General features: G+C 46.0%; 21 protein-coding genes and 2 tRNA genes. All 23 read right to left on the reverse strand.

Annotated features, from left to right (window positions below; genetic code table 11):
* Positions 1 to 348: 348 nt before the first annotated feature.
* On the reverse strand, positions 349 to 927 hold the full coding sequence (locus tag H7R39_RS09075; RefSeq protein WP_185898926.1) for a cytochrome C: 579 nt from the start codon (positions 925 to 927) through the stop codon (positions 349 to 351).
* A gap of 269 nt (positions 928 to 1,196) precedes the next feature.
* Positions 1,197 to 2,123, reverse strand: a complete 927-nt coding sequence (locus tag H7R39_RS09080; RefSeq protein WP_185898927.1) for a Dyp-type peroxidase — start codon at positions 2,121 to 2,123, stop codon at positions 1,197 to 1,199.
* Between the two features lie 217 nt (positions 2,124 to 2,340).
* On the reverse strand, positions 2,341 to 3,069 hold the full coding sequence (locus H7R39_RS09085; RefSeq protein ID WP_185898928.1) for a response regulator transcription factor: 729 nt from the start codon (positions 3,067 to 3,069) through the stop codon (positions 2,341 to 2,343).
* 65 nt (positions 3,070 to 3,134) lie between these two features.
* Complete coding sequence (locus tag H7R39_RS09090; protein WP_185898929.1) at positions 3,135 to 4,229, reverse strand: PAS domain-containing sensor histidine kinase; 1,095 nt, start codon at positions 4,227 to 4,229, stop codon at positions 3,135 to 3,137.
* Complete coding sequence (locus tag H7R39_RS09095; protein WP_185898930.1) at positions 4,204 to 5,214, reverse strand: bifunctional 3,4-dihydroxy-2-butanone 4-phosphate synthase/GTP cyclohydrolase II; 1,011 nt, start codon at positions 5,212 to 5,214, stop codon at positions 4,204 to 4,206. Before H7R39_RS09095 ends, H7R39_RS09090 begins: the two co-directional genes overlap by 26 nt.
* Positions 5,215 to 5,526: 312 nt before the next feature.
* Positions 5,527 to 5,970, reverse strand: coding sequence for a helicase IV (locus H7R39_RS09100; protein WP_185898931.1), 444 nt, complete (start codon positions 5,968 to 5,970; stop codon positions 5,527 to 5,529).
* Positions 5,971 to 6,030: 60 nt separating this feature from the next.
* Positions 6,031 to 6,105: transfer RNA gene (locus H7R39_RS09105), tRNA-Met, on the reverse strand.
* A gap of 12 nt (positions 6,106 to 6,117) precedes the next feature.
* Positions 6,118 to 6,192, reverse strand: a tRNA-Gln gene (locus tag H7R39_RS09110).
* A 75-nt stretch (positions 6,193 to 6,267) separates the two neighbouring features.
* Entirely contained in the window at positions 6,268 to 6,957 is a 690-nt protein-coding gene (locus H7R39_RS09115; protein WP_185898932.1) for an MOSC domain-containing protein, read from the reverse strand.
* 7 nt (positions 6,958 to 6,964) lie between these two features.
* A complete protein-coding gene (locus tag H7R39_RS09120) occupies positions 6,965 to 7,651 on the reverse strand; it encodes a DUF4230 domain-containing protein (RefSeq protein WP_185898933.1) in 687 nt (228 codons plus the stop codon).
* A gap of 205 nt (positions 7,652 to 7,856) precedes the next feature.
* Positions 7,857 to 9,068 carry a threonine ammonia-lyase gene (gene ilvA, locus H7R39_RS09125; protein ID WP_185898934.1) on the reverse strand — a complete coding sequence of 404 codons (1,212 nt, stop codon included), beginning with the start codon at positions 9,066 to 9,068 and terminating at the stop codon, positions 7,857 to 7,859.
* Between the two features lie 155 nt (positions 9,069 to 9,223).
* Positions 9,224 to 9,625, reverse strand: a complete 402-nt coding sequence (locus tag H7R39_RS09130) for a CoA-binding protein (RefSeq protein WP_185898935.1) — start codon at positions 9,623 to 9,625, stop codon at positions 9,224 to 9,226.
* The gene (trmA, locus tag H7R39_RS09135) at positions 9,618 to 10,751 is read right to left on the reverse strand and encodes a tRNA (uridine(54)-C5)-methyltransferase TrmA (protein ID WP_185898936.1); all 1,134 of its coding nucleotides are present in this window, start codon (positions 10,749 to 10,751) and stop codon (positions 9,618 to 9,620) included. The genes H7R39_RS09130 and trmA overlap by 8 nt, the downstream gene beginning before the upstream one ends.
* 2 nt (positions 10,752 to 10,753) lie before the next feature.
* A complete protein-coding gene (locus H7R39_RS09140) occupies positions 10,754 to 12,448 on the reverse strand; it encodes a Na+/H+ antiporter NhaC family protein (protein WP_185898937.1) in 1,695 nt (564 codons plus the stop codon).
* A gap of 462 nt (positions 12,449 to 12,910) precedes the next feature.
* Positions 12,911 to 13,657 (reverse strand): SDR family NAD(P)-dependent oxidoreductase, encoded by a 747-nt coding sequence (locus tag H7R39_RS09145; protein WP_185898938.1) that lies wholly within the window; start codon positions 13,655 to 13,657, stop codon positions 12,911 to 12,913.
* A 9-nt stretch (positions 13,658 to 13,666) separates the two neighbouring features.
* Entirely contained in the window at positions 13,667 to 14,878 is a 1,212-nt protein-coding gene (locus H7R39_RS09150; protein ID WP_185898939.1) for an ankyrin repeat domain-containing protein, read from the reverse strand.
* Positions 14,879 to 14,941: 63 nt separating this feature from the next.
* Positions 14,942 to 15,439: an HIT family protein gene (locus H7R39_RS09155; protein WP_185898940.1), complete on the reverse strand. Its 498-nt coding sequence runs from the start codon at positions 15,437 to 15,439 to the stop codon at positions 14,942 to 14,944.
* Position 15,440: 1 nt separating this feature from the next.
* Complete coding sequence (trpC, locus tag H7R39_RS09160) at positions 15,441 to 16,226, reverse strand: indole-3-glycerol phosphate synthase TrpC (protein ID WP_185898941.1); 786 nt, start codon at positions 16,224 to 16,226, stop codon at positions 15,441 to 15,443.
* The gene (locus tag H7R39_RS09165) at positions 16,223 to 17,488 is read right to left on the reverse strand and encodes a tetratricopeptide repeat protein (RefSeq protein WP_185898942.1); all 1,266 of its coding nucleotides are present in this window, start codon (positions 17,486 to 17,488) and stop codon (positions 16,223 to 16,225) included. The genes trpC and H7R39_RS09165 overlap by 4 nt, the downstream gene beginning before the upstream one ends.
* Positions 17,464 to 17,841: a YkgJ family cysteine cluster protein gene (locus tag H7R39_RS09170; RefSeq protein WP_185898943.1), complete on the reverse strand. Its 378-nt coding sequence runs from the start codon at positions 17,839 to 17,841 to the stop codon at positions 17,464 to 17,466. Before H7R39_RS09170 ends, H7R39_RS09165 begins: the two co-directional genes overlap by 25 nt.
* Complete coding sequence (locus H7R39_RS09175) at positions 17,838 to 18,533, reverse strand: tRNA1(Val) (adenine(37)-N6)-methyltransferase (RefSeq protein WP_185898944.1); 696 nt, start codon at positions 18,531 to 18,533, stop codon at positions 17,838 to 17,840. Before H7R39_RS09175 ends, H7R39_RS09170 begins: the two co-directional genes overlap by 4 nt.
* A complete protein-coding gene (locus H7R39_RS09180; RefSeq protein ID WP_185898945.1) occupies positions 18,530 to 20,512 on the reverse strand; it encodes a coiled-coil domain-containing protein in 1,983 nt (660 codons plus the stop codon). The genes H7R39_RS09175 and H7R39_RS09180 overlap by 4 nt, the downstream gene beginning before the upstream one ends.
* A gap of 2 nt (positions 20,513 to 20,514) precedes the next feature.
* The gene (locus H7R39_RS09185; RefSeq protein ID WP_122862852.1) at positions 20,515 to 21,465 is read right to left on the reverse strand and encodes an NAD(P)-binding domain-containing protein; all 951 of its coding nucleotides are present in this window, start codon (positions 21,463 to 21,465) and stop codon (positions 20,515 to 20,517) included.
* Between the last annotated feature and the right edge of the window lie 179 nt (positions 21,466 to 21,644).

Below are 21,644 nucleotides of genomic sequence, written 5' to 3' on the forward strand. Positions count from 1 at the left end.
GCAGACAAGCAAAGCTAAAACACATCGCTTCTTTTAAAAGCGATTTTTTTATCAGCCAACGAGCCGCACCTTCGCACGAACTTAAATTTAAGCTTTTACGCTCAAATTTAACCGCCATCTCGTCCAGCGAGTCAAATTTGACGGCTAAAAGCCTCGTTCGCGCAGCCTAACCCGCAAAGTAGTCGCTCAAATTTAGCGCGCATCTCGTCTTGCGCGCTAAATTTAACTTTTTCGGCATTTGAAAAAGCGACCGCTTCGCCGCGACATTTATAAGTTTAGCTCCCGCAAATCTCGTCCGTTTGTGGGCGCATTTAGGCGTAAATCCTCGTCAAATTTACGCGCCGCCTTTTACTTTTTCGCCACGTTCACGTCGGCAGAGTGCTTTTGCAAGTACTGTATCACCAACCACTCGTCGTCTTTGCCGATCGCCGTTCGCGCGATCATCGATTTTAGCAGGTTAGGCCACTGATTTGCCTTGTAGTGCGTGGTTTGATGTAGCGAATGGCACACGCCACAGCTCTCTTTGTAAATCTCGCCGCCCTTAGCAAAAAGGCCGCCTAGGTCGTTCGTAAAGCCGTCTTTTTGCGTGTAGACAACGGTCTCAACCTCGTCCCATTTGCCGTTTGCGCCCTTTTTTACGACCTTTATATCAGGCGTCGCGGTTTTGGCAAACGCAACGGCGATGACGCGCTCGGAGTCACTAAAATAAACAACGTTGCTAACGGCGGGATTTTGGTAACCTTTGACGGAGATTTTCACGCGGTCGCCCTGCGTGGCTAAAATTTTAACCCCGTTCGTCGGCAAGAGCCTGCCTATGCTTTTTTGCGACGTCGCATCGGCGTAAACGTCTTTTACTGATGGGCTATACACCTCGCCCGCTGCAAAGAGCGAACAGGCGAGCAAGCTTGATAGTAGGATTTTTTTCATTTTTCTCCCTTAAATTTAAGATGTAAAAGGATTATATAAGAAAAGTATGATGAAACTATGATTTTATCAAATTAAGATTTTATATTTGCGCGACTCATATCGTAAATTTGCGAGCAAAATTTGCAAATTTGACGGTAAAAGCTTACGAAAAAATACTAATCTTAGTTTTAAATTTTAAAAGCTAATTCAGCGAGGTTATTGAAAGCAAATTTTAAAGCGGTAGCCCGCAAAATGCCCGAAAATTAGGACGGTTTGCGAGCCGAAAAATCCTACTCTGCGCTATAGCTTGAGAGCATATCAAAAGTAGGAGCGAAAAAGAGCGCTCCGGTGACCGGCGTGCTAAAATCAAGTAGTCTATCCGAGTTGCCGCGCGGCTCACCGATAAACATCTTATTTAGCATCGCTTCAACCGTCGAAAACGTGCTAGCATACGCGATAAAGTACGTCCCCGTCAAGCTTCCCTCGACAAAAGGCATATTTCCGCGAACGACTTTTTTATCATCTCCTACGTTTGCCGCGGCGGAGTGAGAGTTGCTAGGCTTTTCATCCTCGCTCATCTCGATGTCGTCTGCTTTCGTGCGGCCGATGACCTTTTCTTGCTCGCTCACGCTAGTTGCATTCCACTCTCTCATTTTGTGTTTATATTTTTGTACAAACACATAGCTTCCACCCTTAAATTTCGCGTCCTCGTCGCCGACTTTGGCAAAATAATCCCTATCCTCGCCGTTTGGATTTTCAGTTCCATCCACAAATCCAATAATCGCTCTGCCGTCGTGGTATTTAAAACCCTGAGTTTCGTCTGCGAGCTTGGCAAATTTAAAAAGCTCGGCCTTTATATTTTGCGCCATATCAAAGCAATCCGCCGCATCAAGCGCCCTAATATGCACGTGGATATCGCCCGCGGTGCTCACGGCTTCGTGCTTGTCGCCTTTTATCGCTTTAAAATTTACAAGCTCTTTTGGTAGCGGCTGCGGAAGTCCTAGTTTTAGCCACGCGTCGTGTCCGATGCCGATTACGCAGTTTACGTTCGCCTCCGCGCCAAACCTTACTTTAGCCGTTTTATTTAAATTTACGACCAAAGCGCAAAGCCTCTCAAAGCCCTTTTTACAGGCGTTTTCGTCGCCGCTTAACAGCCAAGTTTGAAAGACGGTGTTGTTTCCCGGCGCCTGCGTTACTTCTTGCGAATTTATTTGCATCTTTTCTCCTTGATATTTTTAAAATTAGCAGCTCGCATTTTACGACTTAAATTTTAATTTATGCTGAATTTACGCTTTTAAGAAAACGTAAATTTTAAACGGATTATAATCGTCGAGTCTTGGCTCAAATTTATCGTTGCGGTCTTTTGCAGACGCCAAATTTAAAAGCGCCGCATTTTGTATTTAAACTATGACTTTTTGATTAAGCCGTCTTGCCTCAGATATAGCTCGTTTGACTCACGGTTCGTTGATTTTGCTCGGCTAGGACAAGCGCATATCCGCTGCCCTGCGCGTTTTGGATGAGTTCTGGATAGAGTTTTTTGCGTAGTTTATACACAAAGCTTCGTATCGCGTCGGCGGTGCAGCTACCCTCCTGCCAGACGCACGCCTCGATCATCTCAAAGCTCACGACGCGCCCTTGATTTTTGAGAAAAAGATGGAGTAAATTTTGCTCTTTTTTCGTTAGCGCCACAGGCTCGTTTTCCTTTGTTAGCTGCCTGCTAAAGGCGTTAAATTTAAAGCCGTTTTTTAGATCGACCTCCGCAAAATCGTTTTTAAATTTATTCGCCGCAAAGCTCATTTCCATGATGAGCTCGCGCTTTTCAAAGGGCTTTTTTAGTACGCCAAAGCTACCCAGCTCTATCGCGCTAAGCACGTTTTCGTCGCTATCGTATGCGGTGAGAAATATAATGGGCACGTCCTTATCCAGCCCCCTTATACGAGCCGCCATCTCAAGCCCGTTCATATGCGGCATGTTGATATCTGAGAGCACCAAATTTACGTCCTTTGCTTCAAAAACCTCCAGCGCTTCTTTGGCGTTTGCGCAGGCGTAAACCTCGCTCACGTAGTTTTCGACCGATATTTTGATGCTTTCGCGCAGGCTCTCGTCGTCCTCGACGATGAGCAAATTTACGCCGTTTAAGATATTTTTTATTTTGCTATACACGCTAGCCTCGTTTCTTGCTTGTCTTTCTTAAGTTTGCAAACTAATTTTTAAATTTATCGCCTCGTCTAAATTTCGCCTAAAAATAGCGTAAATTTAGTCGGATTCGCCGCACTTTCAAGCTCCAGCGAGCCGCCTAGCTTTTTTACGGCGAGCTCCCTAGCTACGTTTAGCCCCGTGCCCGTGCCTATATTTTTCGTCGTAAAAAACGGCTCGAAAATTTTATCGCTATCCGCCTTAACCCCGCTGCCGTTATCGCTCACGCTCACGCAAAATAGCCCGCCCGATCTCTTTAACTCGATCAAAATTTGCGGCGTTTCGCATCCGCTTTCAACCAACGCGTCCTTGGCGTTTGAGAGCAAAGAGAGTAAGATCTGCCTCACGTAGCTAGCGACGCTTTTTAGCTCGCACTTGCCGCCATCATGAGCAAATTTTAGCTCGATACCGTGAGAGTTTAGCTCGGGTCGCACTATCAAAATAAGCTCGTTTATGATATTAACGAGGTCAAATTTTGCCGCACCCTCGCCGCTGGCGTAAAAATTTCTAAACGCCTTTATCGTTTCATCCATGAGTCTTAGGCTCTTTTTGCAGGCTGCGATTTGAGCCGGTATGTGCTCAAATTCGCCCTCGCGCGCGCACTCATCGATATTGTCCAGATACAGTCCCAGCGCGCTTAGAGGCTGGCGCTGCTGATGCGAGATGGAGTTTATCATCTCGCCTACCAGCGCGGTTTTGGCGTGAACTAGCACCGAGCGCCTATGCTCAAGCTCCTTTTTTTCGAGCTCCGCTTCGTGCGTGACGTCGGTGACTGCGAGGATAAATCCGTCAAATTTTATCCCGCCCTCAAGCACGTTTGAGACGTTTAGCCTGAAGCTTTTATCGCCCTTTTTTACTACAAAATCGCTTGAGTTTAGCGGGCTATTTTTGAGATTTTCAAAGCTTTTTAGCTCGCTAAGCCCCTGCGCCGCAGTGATCATCTCGTCAAATTTCGCTCCGTAAAAAACCTTGGGCGCTAGAGCAAAAATCCGCTCGAATTTTTTATTTATAAATTTTATGACGCCCTTTTTGTCCGCATACAAAAGCCCCAAATTTAGCGTCTTAGCAAAGGCTCGCGCGACCTCGCTAGGCCCGCTTGCGTTACTCTTTGTAGCCCGCGATGTCAAGCCCAAAGCCCTTTAACGCGACGAAATCTTTGTTTTTATTCGCGCTTAAAAGCTCGATACGGCTGACGCCTAGTTTGTGTAAAATTTGCGCGCCGATGCCGTAGTCCTTGACCTGTTCGCCGGACTTCTCCTCGCCTTGCAAAAACACCGCGACGCCGCCGTTTTTGGATAGATACTCGAGCGAATCTCGCAAATCGTCGAATTTATCCGAGCACAGTAGCTCCACATCGCTTGAAATTTGATGAAATTTGACCGCGGTTTTTTCCTTTATCTCGCCGAAAACAAAAGCATAGTGTCGCTCGCCTTTGTGATCTAGGATATCGCATTTTAGGGCGTCAAAGCCCGCTATCTTAGCCGCGTTTTTTTCTTTTATCTCGATTAGGCTTTCGTGTTTTAAGCGGTATTGAACTAGCTCGGAAACCGAGACCATATTTAGCCCAAATTTATCGCAAAACTCCTCTAGATCGGGTCTGCGAGCCATATTTCCGTCCTCTTTTACGATCTCGCAGATAACGGCTGCTTGCGTTAGTCCGGCAAGCTTGCATAGATCGACCGAGCCTTCGGTGTGCCCCGTGCGGCTTAGCACGCCGCCTTTTTTAGCGATGAGCGGGAAAATATGCCCAGGTCGCACGAAATCCTCGGGCTTTGACATCGGATCGGCTGCCAGGCGGATCGTGACGTCGCGCTCGTATGCGCTCACGCCCGTGGTCGTGTTTTTGGCGTCTATGGTGACGGTAAACGCCGTCTCGTGGCAGGACGTGTTTTTATCCACCATCAAATTTAGATCAAGGCGACCCGCGATCTCCTCGTTTAGCGCGAGGCACAGCACGCCTTTTGCGTGAGTTATGGCGAAATTTACCTTTTGCGTGTCGCTAAAGGTCGCCGCAAATACCAGATCGCCCTCGTTTTCACGATCCTCATCGTCGACCATGACGACCATTTTGCCGTTTTTGATGTCGTTTATGGCCTGCTCTACTCTATCCATTGTTATTCCTTGTTTAAAAATTTAGGGTAATTATACATTTTTAGCTTTGAATTTAGGCTTTTGCGCGGGCCTTGTTAGGGATTTTACAGACTTTTTGCCGCGTCTAACTGCAACGCAAACATACTTTTGGTTAAATTTAAACGAAGCGACCAGGCTTGTAAGTTTTTGTTTAATTTCTACGGATTTATCAAATTTGACCGATTTTGGGCATAACCCGCACCTTGAAAAGGCTAAACATCGTAGCTTTTGAGGCTTGCGCTAAGTAGAGGCAAATTTACGGCAAAACGACAATGCCTGTAAATTTGATAAATTTTACTGTTTTGGCTTGATTTGATATTTTGCGCCGAGCCTTGCAAATTCTTTAGCGAAAAATGCGTTTAAATCTCGCAGGCTATCGTCGTTCATTTGGATAAGCTTTAGGCGATTTTTCTTGTAAATTTTGATTTTTTTGCTTTTTCTTTTTAGGTATTGCGGCGTCTCAAGACCCCAAAATTCGATATAAATTTCGCTTTGCGTAAGGTAAAAATCGCTAACGACGCGCTCTTTGGTCGGCGCTTTTTTCTCGTAGATAAAATCTATGCCGCGGTAAAACAGCCAATTTGCCACGATGAGTTCGGCACGGCTTTTTACTGTATCGCCGCTATCGCTTTTGTATCTAGTTTGCTTGATTTTTTGCTTTTTAAATAGCTTTAAAGCCAGCAAAATAATTACAATCAGCAGCAAAACGATTAAAATTTTTGGTACGTCAAAGCTCATAAGCAATTTTCTTTAATGCAAAATTTGATTTTTTGGAGTAAATGAAGGAAAAATTAGATTTGGTTGCGGAGGACGGACTTGAACCGCCGACCTTCGGGTTATGAGCCCGACGAGCTACCACTGCTCTACTCCGCGATGAAATTTGAGTGGATGGGGTAAGAGGATTCGAACCTCTGGATGATTGGACCAAAACCAATTGCCTTACCGCTTGGCGATACCCCAGCCTGTAAAAAGAAAGCTGATTATATATATTTTTACCTTATTTGTCAAGCTTTTTGGCAAATTTTAGCCGTTTTTTCAAAGTTTTTCCATAAAAGCTGTGCTATACGAGCCGTTTAAGCGCCTATTTATATCGTCCTGCCAGCTAGCAGGTAGCGCTTCAAGAGCTCTAAATTTAGGCAACAAATCCAAATTTTCGCTCGGATTTAAAAACAGTTTATTTATCTGCATTACGCTTAGAGCATTTTCGTTTTTTTGCAGGATCTCTATCTCGCAGCCGGCCTTGCACGACCCGTTTTCAAGCACTTTATAGTACCAGCCGGTTAATCCGGTAGCAAAAATCTCTTTGGCTAAATTTGCATTTCCCCAGCGTTTTGCGAGCTTAAAGCACGGTTTTCGCGGCTGGGTTACTTGTAGTACTAATGAGCCGATTTTATGCACGTCGCCCACGTTTACGCTATTTTCATCTAGTCCGCTAACGGTCAAATTTTCGCCCATCGCGCCTAACGGCAAATTTTTAAGCCCAAGATAAGCTTCCCACGCGGGATAGTTTTCTAGCGAGTTTGCAAACACGGCTTTATTTACGCCGCCATGATGCTTGGTGTCGGCGACCTCGTCGCCCTCAAAGCCAAGCTCGTTTGCGTAGATTTCGCCCGTCTGCGCATTTTTAAATATTGCCGAGCGCCACGCCTTGCCCAGCTCATCCGTAGCCGCCACGCTACCGTACTGCCTTGCTTTACCTATCAAAAGCGCTTTTACGAATGCCATCTTACCCTCACGCCACGTTTTGCAGATTTAGCCTAACCTGCTCGTCCTCGTCGTTAAACTCAAATCTCACCGCCCTAGCCCCAAAGCTCTTTGCGATCGCCTCTAGCGTATCGCGCGCGGATTTGTGGATCTTGGACTGGAGCTGATTTATTAGGCGTACGGACATCTTTTCGACCTCGGCGCGCGCCTCCTCGATGAGCCTGTTTTTATCCTCCTCGCTAAAGCTGCTACCGAAAAATCCGTTTAGCGAATCAGGCAACAAAAACGGGATAAATTTGCCGTTTTTCTCGTCGTAAAATTTCATATTCGCGATCGAAAATTTGTATTTGCAAGGCGGCATCTTGATGAGATACTCCTCGCTCGCGACGTTTACGATCTCTAGGCGCGGGCTCGTTAAGTCGTAGATGAAGTTTATCTCAAACTCAAATATCATCGAGAGCTTTTTCTCGCTCACCAGCCAGCGCAGGTACTCCTTGCCGAAGCTGCCGAATGCATGATCGGTCTTGGTCACGATCTCTTTGCTATAGACCTGAAAAACGGATAGCTCGCCGATGGATTTTAGCTGCGATATCTCGGTGCCAATCTGCGTCGTAGAGGGCTTTTGCGCGGTTTTTAAGGCTTTGTTAAATCTAAAAATCGTAAATACGCAAACCGCCAGCAAAATTGCCAAAATAAGGCTTGTAACATCTATCATCTTTGCTCCTTTAAAAGGCGATTTTAGCGAAATTCGTTAAAATAATCGTTAAATTTGAGCTTTGGGTTGTTTTGTATCGATATAAATTTAAATTTACGGTGCAGTTTGGCAAAACCCGCACCTTTGAGATACGAGTTTTAAATTTGAGGCAAATTTAACGACAAGCCCAAATTTAGTTAGCAAATTTGAGCTCAAATTTAACCATCTAAAACACTTGTATAAATTTAAAATCGTGCTCTCTGAGAACTTTTTTGATGAGCTCTTGGTGATCCTCGCCTTTGGTTTCCAGCGTGATCGTGATATTAGCGTCGCCGTACTCTAGGCTCGTGGAGAAGCGGTCGTAGTCGATCTTCACGATATTGGCATTTGCGATCTTTAGGCTATCGGTTAGGCTCATGAGCGCGCCGGGTTTGTCGATCAGCGTGATTTGCAGCGCCATCTTGCGGTGGGACTTGATGAGACCCTTTTCGATGATGACGTTTAGCATTTGCACGTCGATATTTCCGCCGCTTAGCACGATGCCGATGCGCTCGCCGGCTTTAAATTTGACCTTGTTGTGCAGGATACTAGCTACGCCGACCGCGCCCGCGCCCTCGACCACGATCTTTTGCGTCTCGAGCAGGAACAAAATCGCGTTTGCGATCTCCTCGTCATCAACCTGCACAAACTCGTCCACGCACTCTAAGATATTTGCCAGCGTCGTCTCGCTCGCGTCTCGAACCGCGATACCGTCGGCGATCGTGCGCACGGTTTTTGAGTTTATGCTTTTTTTAGCGCTAAAGCTGTTAAACATCGCAGGCGCGCCCTTTGCGCTCACGGCAACCACGCGGATGTCTGGATTTACCTGCTTTACGCAGCTTGATATGCCGCTGATTAGCCCGCCGCCGCCAACCGGCACGATGATAGTCTCAAGCTCGGCTAGATCGTCAAGCATCTCAAGCCCCACCGTACCCTGCCCGGCCATCACGTACTCGTCGTCAAAAGGATGGATAAAACTCATGCCCTGCTGCTTAGCGTACTCGACGGCGTAGGCGTAGGCCTCGTCGAAGTTATCGCCCTTTAGGATAACCTCGGCGCCTAGATCTTTGGTGCCTAACACCTTTAAAAGTGGCGTGGACTCGGGCATCACGATAGTAGCGGGCGTTTTAAACTCGCGCGCCGAGATAGCTACGCCTTGGGCGTGATTGCCCGCACTTGCTGCGACGACGCCTTTTTTACGCTCGTTTGAGCTTAAATTTGCGATTTTATTATACGCGCCGCGGATCTTGTAAGCGCCCGTACGCTGGAGGTTTTCTTCTTTTAGGTAGATGAGCGCGCCGCTTGCGAGGCTTAGTTTCGCGCTGTAGGCAAACGGCGTCTTATACACGAAGCCGCTTATCGTGCGCTTGGCTTGGATTATTTTATTTAGAGAGATCATTTTAGCCTTTCATTTTTGTTTAAATTTTACTTTTCGTCGCTTTTGCTCGCGCGTTTATTTACCGTATTTTTGCTTACGTTTTCTTTATTTTTATTTTATACTTTTGTTTTTTGCCGCGGGCCGCTAAATTTACAGTGCAAGCTTCGTCGTCAAATTTAGCCTAAATCAAGCCTTTCAAGCTCGATTTTTATACACTTATCCTGCACGAAATTTATCCCGTTTTCGCGCGCGACAGCTCCTGCTTCGTCGTTTGTTATACCCAGCTGTAGCCACAGCGTTTTCACGCCTTTTTTGACGGCGTCCTTTACTAGCTCGCTAGCAAACTCGCCCTTTCTAAACATCACGGAGATGTCGATATTTTCATCTATTTGGGTCAAATTTCGATAAACCTTGAGCTCTAAAATTTCATCAAATTTTGGATAGACGGGAAACACGTTAAAACCGCTCTCAATGAGAAATTTTGCCACCTCGTTGCTAGGTTTGCTCTCGTCAGGACTAAGGCCCACGACCGCGATATTTTTAGCAGAAGATAAAATTTGCCTTAATTCGCTAGGCATTTTTACTCCTTAAAAGCACGCCGCACTCGATGTGAGCAGTGTTTGCAAACTGATCAAAGACGGCGAATTTAACCGCCTCATGCGTTAGAGCAAGCTGCGCTAGATCGCGTTTTAGACTTTGCGGCGAACAGGAGATATAGATGATATTTTCGTAGTTTTTGATGAAATTTATCACGCTCTCATCAAGTCCCGCGCGAGGCGGATCGACCAAAACGTGCGAGAAGTCGTAGCTAAAGATATCAAGCTCTCTTAAGCGGTTAAACTCGCGCTCGCGCCCAAACGCGCTCATTAGCTCCTCGGCACTCATTCGCAAAAATTTGATATTATCTACGCCGTTTAGTTCGCAGTTTTTAAGGGCATTTGCGATCGAGCTTTTGGATATCTCGGTCGCCAAAACGCGCTTAAATTTTTCCGCCATCGGGACGGTAAAGTTGCCGTGTCCGCAGTAAAGCTCGAGCAGATCCGCGCCGCGCTCTACGCAGCCCTTCGCCCATGCGACCATCTTTTCGTTTACGGCGGTATTTGGCTGGATAAAAGCTCCGTCGCCAAATGTAAATTTGTAAATTTTACCGCCCATATTTAGGCTATCTAGCAAATTTAACTCGCCGCTTAGCAGCTTTTGCCCCTTTGCTCTTGCAGCGATCGTTACGCGGTAACCGGCAAGCTCGCGCGCTAAATTTTCTATCTCGCCCTGCTCGGCTTCGCCTAGACGCTTATGATAGAGCAGCGTCGCTAATATCCCGCTCGCGCACGAGATAAACTCGGCGCCAAAGAGCTTCTCTTTTAAAATTTGATTTTTCGCAAGCGCTTCAAGCAAACGCGGCATCAAATTTGCGATAGGAGCGGCTACTTTTGGGCATTCGTCTATCATAATCCGCTTGGTTTTGGCACCGTGCATCGTGTATGCTAGATCGACCGCGCTATGCCAAATATCGTGCCAAATTCCAAACTCCGCTCTCGTGCGGTAGCCGGCCATCTGCGAGGCGAAAAACTCAAATTCGCCGCGGTAAAACGGCTCAAATTCGCGCCTTATGAGATCTTTTTTAAACTCAGCCTGCTCCTCATAAGGCATATCAAGAGTGCAACTGCCGCACTCTCCTAGAAATTTACAAAACTTATCGGGCAAATTTAAACCTTTTGCCCGACGAATCTAACCACTAATGCCGTAACCAAAAGCCCCAAAGGAAGCACTATCCAGATGCTTAGGCCAAGCGCGGTCGGGAAGTATCCCGCAAAAATACTGATCGCGCAAACAGCAAGCGCATAAGGCATCTGAGTCTGGACGTGATCGATGTGGTTACATCCCGCACCCATGGACGAAAGTATCGTAGTATCCGAGATCGGAGAGCAGTGATCGCCGAATATCGCGCCCGTTAAAACGGCTGAGATATTTACTATCATATACGCGTGCAAGGCGTCACCCTCTAGTCCGCTATGCATGCCCACCGCGCTAGCTAGCGGTATCGCAAGCGGCATCAAGATACCCATCGTGCCGTAGCTGGTGCCGGTAGAAAAGCTGATAAACGAACCCAGCATAAAAATCGCCGCCGGAAGGACGATCTTTGGCGTAGACTGCGAAAGCAGATCGACTAGGTAGCGAGACGTGCCAAGCTCCTTGATCACCGAGCTAAGCGACCACGCAAGAAGCAGGATGATGATCGTAGTTATCATGGTTTTCCAGCCCTTGCCCCATGTCTCTATCGCCTCGCGCACGGTTAAAATTTTCCTATAAACGGCCATAAATATCGCCACTATCGTAGCTAACAAAGCCGACTGAAATAGCGCCACGGACGCATCAGCCGCACCAAAAGTCGCTTGGAAGGTGTGGAACGTAAGCGGATGAGCCTTCGCGCTCTCAAGAGCCTCGCCCTCAAGCGAGCCCAAACCGCTAAAATAAAAGCTAACGAACGCGCCCAAAATAAGCACCAAAAGCGGTACGATCGCGTTTGAGCTTTGTAGTTTTATGTTTTCTTTAGGCTCTAGCGTCTTATCCTCGACGTCCTCTATCATCGCTCCGTCGCGTCTAGGGTGTAGTTCGCCCGCTCTAGCTCTGCGCTCGGCTTTTAGCATACCGGCAAATTCGCGCCCCATAAATGCGGTGCAGACGATAAAAAATAGCATGAAAAGATTGTAAAATCTATAAGGCATCGTCTCGACGAAGATACTAAAGGCGTTTACGTTCGTTATGCCGATGAGCTCGTAGCCTTGCTTTATGAGCGAGATCTCAAGCCCGACCCAGGTCGAGATGACGGCTAGACCAGCGATCGGAGCGGCGGTAGCGTCGATGATAAAGGCTAGCTTTTCGCGAGAGACTTTAAATTTGTCCGTTATCGGGCGCATGATCGGGCCCACGATGAGGGAGTTCGCGTAGTCGTCGAAAAAGACGAAAAGTCCCATCACCCAGGTTGAAATTTGAGCTGAAACGCCTGTTTTGGCCTTTTTGCTCAGCCATATCGCCACGGCCTTGGTTCCGCCCATTTTGGTGATGAGCGCGACCACGCCGCCGATACAAAGCACCTGAAGCACGATGCCCGCATTCCAGCTATCGGCCAGCGAGCCCACGACCCTTTTTACGATGTCGGTAAAGCCCTTTACGAAGGTCATCGGGATGCTTGAATCGATGACGTTTATGAGAAACGTACCGCTAAAAACGCCGATAAACAGCGACAAAACGACGTCTTTGGTGATAAACGCCAAAACTATCGCCACCACGGGCGGTATGAGCGTCCAAAAGCCGAAAATTTCGGCATTTTTTTTCGCTACTTCGGGATCTACGGCTAGCGCCAAGATCGGCAAAAGCGACAAAAATAAAATCTTTTTCATCAAAAACTCCTTTTTGTTTTTCGTCGGTTTAATCAAATTTTCCGCCCCGCGTGCCATCGGTCGGTATTTAAGGCATAAATTTAGCTAAATGCGGCTTAAATTTTTGTTTTAAATTCGCTTAGAATTCAAAATTTTTAGCTCTTTATTAAAATTTTATGTTAAAAATGAAGCTTTTGTGGAAATTTTGCTTAAAACTGTACTCGGCGGCAAATTTTAAATTTGCTCGTAGTTTAGATTTTTACAGGAATTTTAAACTCTGGCTTGTTGGTCAAATTTGGTACTTAAAGCGCAGAGCGTCATTTGCATAAAAAGGTAAATTTACGATATCTGCTTCAAACCGCACGGGTTTAAAACGCTACTAAGTTTGCCGCTCGAAATTTAATACTAGGCGCCAAATTTCGGGTTAAATTTGATAAAAGAGTCAAATTTAACCCTAAAATCCGCAAATTTAACGCTAAAAGCCTACTTTTTTTCGATAAAAAGCCCGGCCCAAGTCTGCTGCGTCGCCATCGCCTCGACGACGTTGATATTGACGCGGTGAGGCATATTTAGGCAGTTTAGCACGATCTGCGCGATATCCTCGGCGGTTATGTACTCCACGCCTTCGTAAACCGCATCGGCTTTAGCCTTATCGCCGCCGAAGCGAACCTCGCTAAACTCGGTCTTGCAGATGCCGGGAGCTATCTCGGTCACGCGTATGCCAGTGCCGCGGATGTCGTTACGCAGATTTCTACTAAACTGCTTGACAAACGCCTTGCTCGCGCCGTAAACGTGACTGCCCGGATACGGCCATGCGCCCGCGGTCGAGCCTAGATTAAAGATATAGCCGCTCTTTCTCGCGATCATAAGGGGCAAAACGGCCTTGGTCGAGTATAAAAAGCCTTTGATATTGGTATCGACCATCGTCTCAAAGTCCTCGATGCTAGTCTCCGCCGCGCCTTCGAGCCCTAGCGCCAGGCCTGCGTTATTTACGAGCACTTCGATATCGCGAAACTCCTGCGGTAAATTTGCCACGCCGTCAAAAACCGCCTTTTTATCGCGGATGTCGGCGACGATGATGTGTGTATTCCCAATCTCCTTAGCTAAGGCCTCGAGCCTTTCTTTACGGCGAGCGAGCGCTACGATCTTGTAGCCTTCGCGGCTGAGCGTCCTAGCTATCGCCTCGCCAAAACCCGACGTAGCCCCCGTGATAAAAGCCGTTCCTTTCATATTTTCTCCTTATTCGGTGATCAAATTTGACTCTAGCCCCATCGCCCTTAGGTACTGTGCGTTGATCTCTTTTTTGCCGATGAGGGCGTAGTCTAGGGCGTTTAGTCCGTTATCATCCACTGCCTGCACGTCCGCGCCGTTATCCACCAAAAGCTGCAAAATTTCCACATCTGCCGCCCCCGCCGCGCTCATGAGCACGCTTTTTGACGCCGCGTCAAAGTCGCAGAGCTTCACGAAGCTCGGCAGTTGGACGCTTAAATTTGAGCTATATGCAAGCTTAGTGCTCACGTCTATCAGCCTTTTGTTTACCAGCGCTCCGTTTTCGAGGAGAAATTTAACCAAATTTATGTCATTTAGCTGCACGGCATTAAAAAGCGGAGTGACGCCGAGCAGATTTGCATAGTTTACGTCCGCGCCGCTAGAAACCAGGAGCTTTACGTTATTTAAATTTTTAAGCGCGAAAAACAGCGAACTCTCAAAGCCGTAGTTTAAATTTACCCCCGCACGCAAAAACTCTCTTATCACGTCCTCGCTTTTTTCGTAAAGAAGCGCGGCATTAAAGGCGTTTTGTAGCGAGCTTTGCGAGACGGCGCCAGAATATATCGCCTCATTTATGCCGTATTTTGTAAAGGTTGGGTCGCTAACCTTTCTGGCAAATTCGTCCATATCGCCGTTTTGCAAAGTCGCGGCGGCAAATTTTAAAAACTCGTTTGCGACCTTTGAAGCGTAATAAATCGCGCTGCCTTCGTCTATTTTAAAATTTGATTTGTAGTAGTTTACCAGCAGCCCCAAGACGGCGTTGTAGTCTTTGTTAAAGTCCTTAAAAACCGTGAAATTACTTAAGCTTTGATGTCCCCAGTAGCGAAGCCTGGCTCTGTTTTGCGATACGAGTTTTTCGTATTCGTCGGGGCTCTCTAGCTCTTTGGCATAAATTTCGGGCGCATAGGAGGCTTTTAGTATCTTAAATTTAAACTCGTTTAAATTTTTAGTCGCCAAATTTCCGACGCAAGCAAGGCTTTCGGCGCGGATCTTTTGAGCGGCCGAGAGTAAAATTTGAGCCTCTTTTATCCCTAGGATAGAATCATTGCAGTTTGGCTCAAATTCTCCCGAAAATGTTAAATTTTGCGAGAAAAACCGCTGCTTCTCAGCCAAAGCGTCATCGCAGCTAAAATCTGCAAAAACAAAAGAAAACGACAAAAATATCGGCAAAATAAATCTCATCGTATGCCTCAATATCTTTTAATTTTGATAATTCTACCAAAAAATAATTTGGTAAAAATAAATTTACCGCTCATTAAAGCAAACGTCCGCAAACGCGGCTTTGAGCTTTTCGTAAAGCGGAGTAAAAGGCACGCCGTTTACGCGCACTTCGGCGATAGATGTGATAAAGTTCGTATCGCCGCTCCAGCGCGGCACTAGATGATAGTGTACGTGCTCTGCGATACCAGCACCCCCTGCTTTGCCCAGATTCATCCCGATATTTACGCCCGCCGCGTTTAGTTCGAGTTTTAAAATTTTCACGCCCTCGCGCACGTAAGCGCTCATCTCCGACCAAGTTTGCTCATCTAGGCTTTCGATATTATCTGTATGCACGTAAGGTATCACCATAAAGTGCCCCGGCGTATACGGGTAGAGATTCATGATCCCAAAACACCGCTTTGCGCGAAACAAAACGCCCGTCTGCGCATCTTTTTCGGGATGATTTACGACGTTGCAAAAGACGCAGCCCTGCTCCTTTTTGCCGAAATATTCGCTCCTCCACGGCGCGCAAATGTGATCCATCCTAGCCCTCCTTTACGGTTTTTACGGCCTTTGCCAAGTCCTCTTGCCTCATAAAATGCTCGCCTATCAAAAACGCGTCGGCTCCTTGAGCGTGAAGCTCTTTTAGCTGCGAATGCTCGTAGATACCGCTTTCGGCGACGATGACGCTTGCGTTTTTTATTTTAGAAAACAGCTTCTCGCAAAGGCTCATATCCATCTCAAACGTGCTTAAATTTCGGTGATTTACCCCGACTATCTTTGCGCGTGCAAAATTTGACTTTTCTACGTCCTCTTCGTCGTGCGTCTCTACTAGAGCCTCAAGCCCGAGCGATCGCGCGTAATCAAGCAGCCGCTTTAACTCGCCCGCGCTAAGAGCCTTTGCGATAAGCAAGATAAAGTCAGCTCCGTAAACAAGCGCTTCTAAAATTTGATACTCGTCTACGATAAAATCCTTGCGAAGTAACGGTAGCGAGCTTTCGCGTCTGATAGCGGCTAGATACTCTAAATTTCCTTTAAAAAAATGCGGCTCGGTTAAAACCGAGATGGCGTTTGCGCCGCCCTTTTCATACTCTTTGGCTATCTCTACGGGCGCGAAATTTTGCCTTATCAGCCCTTTGCTAGGGCTTGCTTTTTTGACCTCGGCGATGATGCGATACGGCTCGTCTGCGCTGCTTTTTAGCGCTTTTACCGCGTCTTTTATCTCGCGAGGATTTTTGGCCGCGAGCTCTTGCAGTTTTTCAAAAGGCGTTTGAGATTTTCGAAGCGCCAAGTCCTCTTTCGTTCGTTCAATTATCTGATCTAGTATCATTTTTTACCATTTTTTAAGCACCCTTTGATAGCGTTTATGTGCTCTTTGCCTTCGGGCGAATTTACAAATTCCTCGTCGTGCAGGACTTGTTGCATTATCTCGTCGGCCTTTTTGCACTCGCCTAGCTTATAGTATCCCCACGCTAGCGAGTCTAGATAAAATACCGACCCCGGCTCTAGCTCGAGGGCTTTATTTACCAGATCTATCCCCTTTTTCGCGTCTATATCGTGGTCGATGAGTAGGTAGCCGTAGTAGTTTAGATATAACGCGTTATTTAGCTTTACGGCTGATTTTTCAAAGTTATTTATGACTTGCTTTAGGCTATCTTTATCTATCTTTTTGGTTTGTTTGTTTGTGTCTCTTTCGTACTGATATATCGCCATCTTGGCTTGATATTCGAGGTTAAAGCTCTTATCAAAGGCCTCCTGCGCCTTTTTATAAGCCTTAGCAAAATCCCCCGTCGCAGCGTAAAGATCCATCAAAGCGTCGTCGTTGTAGGAGTATTTTTGCAAAAATTTGATCGCACTGTCGTAGTTTTTTTGATAGACGTAGACGCCAAGCGCTTTTTCGAGATAGATTTTTTCTTTCGTTGCTTCAAAAAGCCCCTCGTAAACATCGATCATATCTGAGTAGCGGCCGTCCTGTGCATAGATATCAACTAGCGCCGTGCAGGTCTCGACCTCGCAGCCGTCGATACGGCGCGAGCTCTCCAGATGCCTAATCGCCTCTTTTTTGTCGTTCATTTTATTGTATAAAAGATCGACTATTCGCAGTAGATTTTCCACGCTCCTATCTAGCTCGTATGCACGCTCGAGCTCGCCTAGAGCGGCTTTGTTGTCGTTTTGCATCGAGTAGACGGCAGAGAGCATGACGTGGTTTTTAGAAACGTCCTCTTTTTTGACGAGCTCTTGCATTATCTTTGCCGCTTCGTCTAGTTTGTTTTCGCTCATCAAATTTGCGCCCTGTATACGAAGCACGTCCACGTCGTCTTTTAGCACCTTTTGGCTGAGCGCTAAAATGCTTTTAAAATTTACGTTTTTAGAAAAAAACGCGAGTCTAAGCGCTTCTTTTAGATAGTCCGTGTTTTTGGTCTTTTCGTAAAGCTGCTCGTAAAGCTCGGTCGCCTCGTCGTGTCTGGCGTTTTCTACCGCTAAAAGCGCCTTGATAACGTATAAATTCTCGTCAAAACCGTCTTCGGCAGTAGCAAAACAAACAAGCAAAGCCGCCAATATAAATTTTAAAATCGCCTTATTCCCGCGCATTCTTTCTCCAATTCATTGATTTTATCCTTAAAATAGTCCCAAAACGGAAAGGTGCGGCACTGGCTCGGGCGAAAGTCGTAAACCGAGCAGTTTTTTGCCGTTTCGTCAAAAAATACGCACGCAAATCCGCCCTCATAGGGCTTTTCTTTGAGGCTAAATTTATATCCGAATTTATCTAAAAATCGCGATCTAAACTCGTTCTCGTTTATTTTTAAATGTTCCGCTAGTGCCGAAATTTCCGCCGAACTTATCCATATATAGCCGCTCTCGCCAGTGCAGCACTTGCCGCCGCACCGCTCGCACTTGCTAGCGTCAAATTCATAACCAAAGCCGCTTTGTCTTAGCAAACTCACTCTAGCGCATCCTTACTTTGCGTATTTGCCGCGGCAAAAATTTCAGCCGCTTTTTTGCTATAAACTCCGCCTTCAAAAACAACAATCGGAGGCAAAATTTGAGCTAAGGATTTTGAGCTTTTTTTAGCTTCGATTAGCGCCAAATTTGCCGCGCCGTCTGCTTTTGGATGCACAAAGCAAAGCCTAGTAAGCGTAAATTTAAACTCGCTCAAACAAAGTAAAATTTCAGCTAGGCGCTTAGCGTCGTAGCAAAAACTAAAAACTCCGCGCGGCTTTAGGAGCGAATTTGCCCTACCTACAAGCTCGCTAAGGGGCAAATTTTCGCTGTATCTGGCGGTGCGAAGATGTTCATTCTCGCTTTTTTTTGCACCGTCGTGGTAAAAAGGCGGGTTTGAGACGATGAGATCATATCTTTTTTCGCTCTTAAATTTAGCAAAATCAGCCGTTATAAAGTCAGCTTCAAGGCTGTTTTGGCTAGCGTTTGCGGCGGCTAAATTTACGTTAGCTTCTAAAATATCAAGCAAGCTAAGCGAAATTTTAGGAAAATCACGCTTTAAAAGCAGTCCCAAAACCCCGCTACCGCAGCCGACCTCTAGCACCTCGCCGCGCACTCCGCCCTCACGGATAAAGTCGTACAAAAACATCGTATCGCTGTTGTAGCGGTAGCCGTTTTTGGGCTGAGTGATTATCATCTATATACCTTGATGATAAATCCTTGCTTATCTTGAGACGTTATGATGTCGTTACTATACGATATGCGCGAAAAGTCGCCGAATTCGTCTTTTATCATCTCGCCGGCAACCTTAGCGCGCTCCTTGCCGATACCGAAATTTGCGTATGAGTTGATCTTTTCTAGTTCATCTTGCGGGATCACTTTTGCCGCTTTTGACGTGGCGATAAAGTTACCGCGACTCACTATCGGCGTGATTTCGAAATAATAATTTGAATTATAACTCTGCAAAAAGTCGCTAACTTTATTTTTGCAAACTTGCGTCGGCCTGTCCGAACCCGCGCTCATGTCCGAGCACTCGACTGAGGCGATGAAAACTACCTTTTTAGGCACTTCGGCTTTAAAATTTAGCTGGATTATCTTTTTTAGATTTTCATTTTCGCTCATCAGCTCTTCATTTTTGGTTAGTATCTGCGCCACTTCGCCCTTTGCGACGTTTTTTTGCGTACTCGTTTTGGCTAAATTTTCCTTCGTATCGCTTAGATCTTTAGCTCCGTCTTGCATCTGTTTTTTTAGAGTCGCTAACTCTGCGTCTTTTTGCGTCAAAAGCTTGTTTAGAGCGTCTATTTGCTCTTTATTTTCCTTGTCGGCCTTGATGTTGTTTTCGACCAAGGTCGTGATTTTGTTATTTAAAATTTTATAGTTTTGGATATTTTTTTTGCTCGCGGCGATCTCGTCTGCTAGCAGCTCTTTTTGGATATTTAGCGACTCGTTTAGATCGACAACCTTGGCTTCCGCGCTTTTTAACGAACTATCTTTTTTTGAGATCTGGTCTTCTAGCTCATAAATTTTACCCTTTAGCTCGGTTACGTTTCGCTCGGTATCTTGACGCTCTTTTTCGAGCTGATTTTTTAGCTTTTCAAACTCCGTTTTGTGCATAGCTAGGATTTTTTCTACCTCTTTTTCAAAGCCCTTTTTCTCTCTCTCAAGCTTTGCGACCAGCTCTTTATTCGTCGCGTTTAGCTCGCTATTTATCGATTTTAGTTTGGCTTTTGACTCGGCTTTTTTATTTGCGTTTTCGAGGCTCGCTTCAAGCTCGCTTATTTTTTTTCTGTCCGCGTTTTGCTCTTTTTCTAGAGCTTCTATCCTGCTTTTGGTTAAATTTTGAGCGTTTAGCGCCTGGGCATTATATTCGCTCGCGATCCTTTTTATTTCGGTGTCTTTTAGTCCTAGCTCGTTTGTAAGCCTAGCGTTTTCGCTCTTTAGTTTTGCGGCCTCCTCGGTCGCAGTTCTTAGTTCGCTTTCAAATTTAGCTTTAGCAGCAGTCGCTTCATTTTTCAGTTCGTCATTTTGAGCTTCGAGCCGTTTTAACGCATTTTGGCTCTCGTTTTGCGTTTTAGCGCTTGATTTGTCAAATTCGCTCTGCTTTTTTTCAAGCTCGGCTTTTAGAGTCTTGATCTCGCTGCGAAGCGAAGTCAAATTTTGCTCTAAATTTTTATTTTTTTCGTTTTCTTCCTGCGCTTTGGCTAGTTTTTCATTTAGCTCGTCAATCGCGCTTAGGCGCTGCTTGTCGTTAGCGCTAGCGGCTTGTTTTCGTCTGGTTTCCAGCTCGGCTTGTTGATCGTTTAAGAGATTTGAGATTTCTAGATTTTTACCGACTAGATCGACGTTGTCGTCATAAAGCAGCTTATTTTGAGCGCGCAGGACGCGGATTTGTTCTTTTAGCTCGTCCTCATCGCCTAAAATAGGAGCGTCCGTATAGTTCGCATCCAAATTTCTAGCATATTTTTCTTGCGGTAAAGCTTGACTTTGGATAGCCGAATTTGTCTCGTCCGTACCGCCTACGCTCTCGTTTTTAGGCACTTCTTCGACGTTCATTATCTGCACGGCGAGTTCCGTTGGCCTTGCAGACGGCTTCGTAAACTCGAAATACAAATAATACCCGCCCAGCGTGAGCAAACAACCGCAGATAAAAAATAAGACTAAATTTAACGCTCTCAACTCTATTTTTCCTTGATGTCTTGGACTACCTTATGCGCGTGATTTAGCGCGAGCACGATCGAGCCGCCGTTTTTTAGCACGATGTCGCCGCCGATATATAGACCGCCGACGCTGCTTTCATAGTGCTCGTTTACGACCGGATCTTTATCTGCGTCAAGCTCTACTCCGCATTTTTGCAGAAAATCCACCGGAGTCGAGCCGCCGATGGCGTAGACGACCCTGTCGTAGACTCTGATTTTTCCGTTTGAAAAGTGCACCCTCACGCGTCCGGATTCGTTTTCGATCTCGGTGATATCGTGATTTAGTCGCACTTTTAGCTTATTTGCTTTTTCTAGTTCCCATAGCGCCGTTACGTTTACGTCGTTTACGCGGCTAAATTTATCCTTGCGGTACGCCAGCGTAGTTTTGTTGTATTGGCATAGCTCGATAGCGTACTCTACGGCCGAGTTTCCGCCGCCTACTACGAGAACTTTTTCGCCGCTAGAACAGGAGTTTAGGTTAAAATTTATAACGTTATTTAGCGAAGGCGGGATCTTGTAATCAGGTTTGTTCGGGCGTCCCATTTTACCGATACTTATCATCACGTTTTTGGCTTGATAGTCGCCCTTTGCGGTGTGCACGAAAAACAAACCGTCCTTTTTCTTTACGCTTTCGACCTCGGAGTTAAACACGGCCTCGATCTTTTCCTCGTCTAGCAACTTATCAAAATAATCAAGCGTGCTCTCCTTAGTGCCGTCCTCAAAGGACACGATACCGTGAATGGTGCTATCCTGACCTTTATACTCTTTATCCACGCGCTTATTGTCTTTGTAAAATTTTCTTATAGTTTGGCTGTGGTTGTCGCCCTTTTCGAGAAGCAAAACTTTTTTTAATCCATTGGCTCTCGCCTCTACGACGGTCGCGATACCGCAAGGGCCGCCGCCTATCACGATAATGTCGTAAACATCGCTCATTGTTTCTCTCCGATTTGATAATTTTTCATTAATGTAGCGAAAATTGTATTAAATTTTAAGAAATTCGCGAAATTTGGGATAAATTTAGTTTAAAAGCGACAAAAGCGGTCAAATTTGAAAGACAAAAGGCGGGCGTGAGTAAATTTGACTCGTTTAAATTCCGTAAATTTACGAGTCAA

The organism is Campylobacter massiliensis (assembly GCF_014253065.1).
In the GTDB taxonomy this organism is placed as follows: Bacteria; Campylobacterota; Campylobacteria; order Campylobacterales; family Campylobacteraceae; genus Campylobacter_A; species Campylobacter_A massiliensis.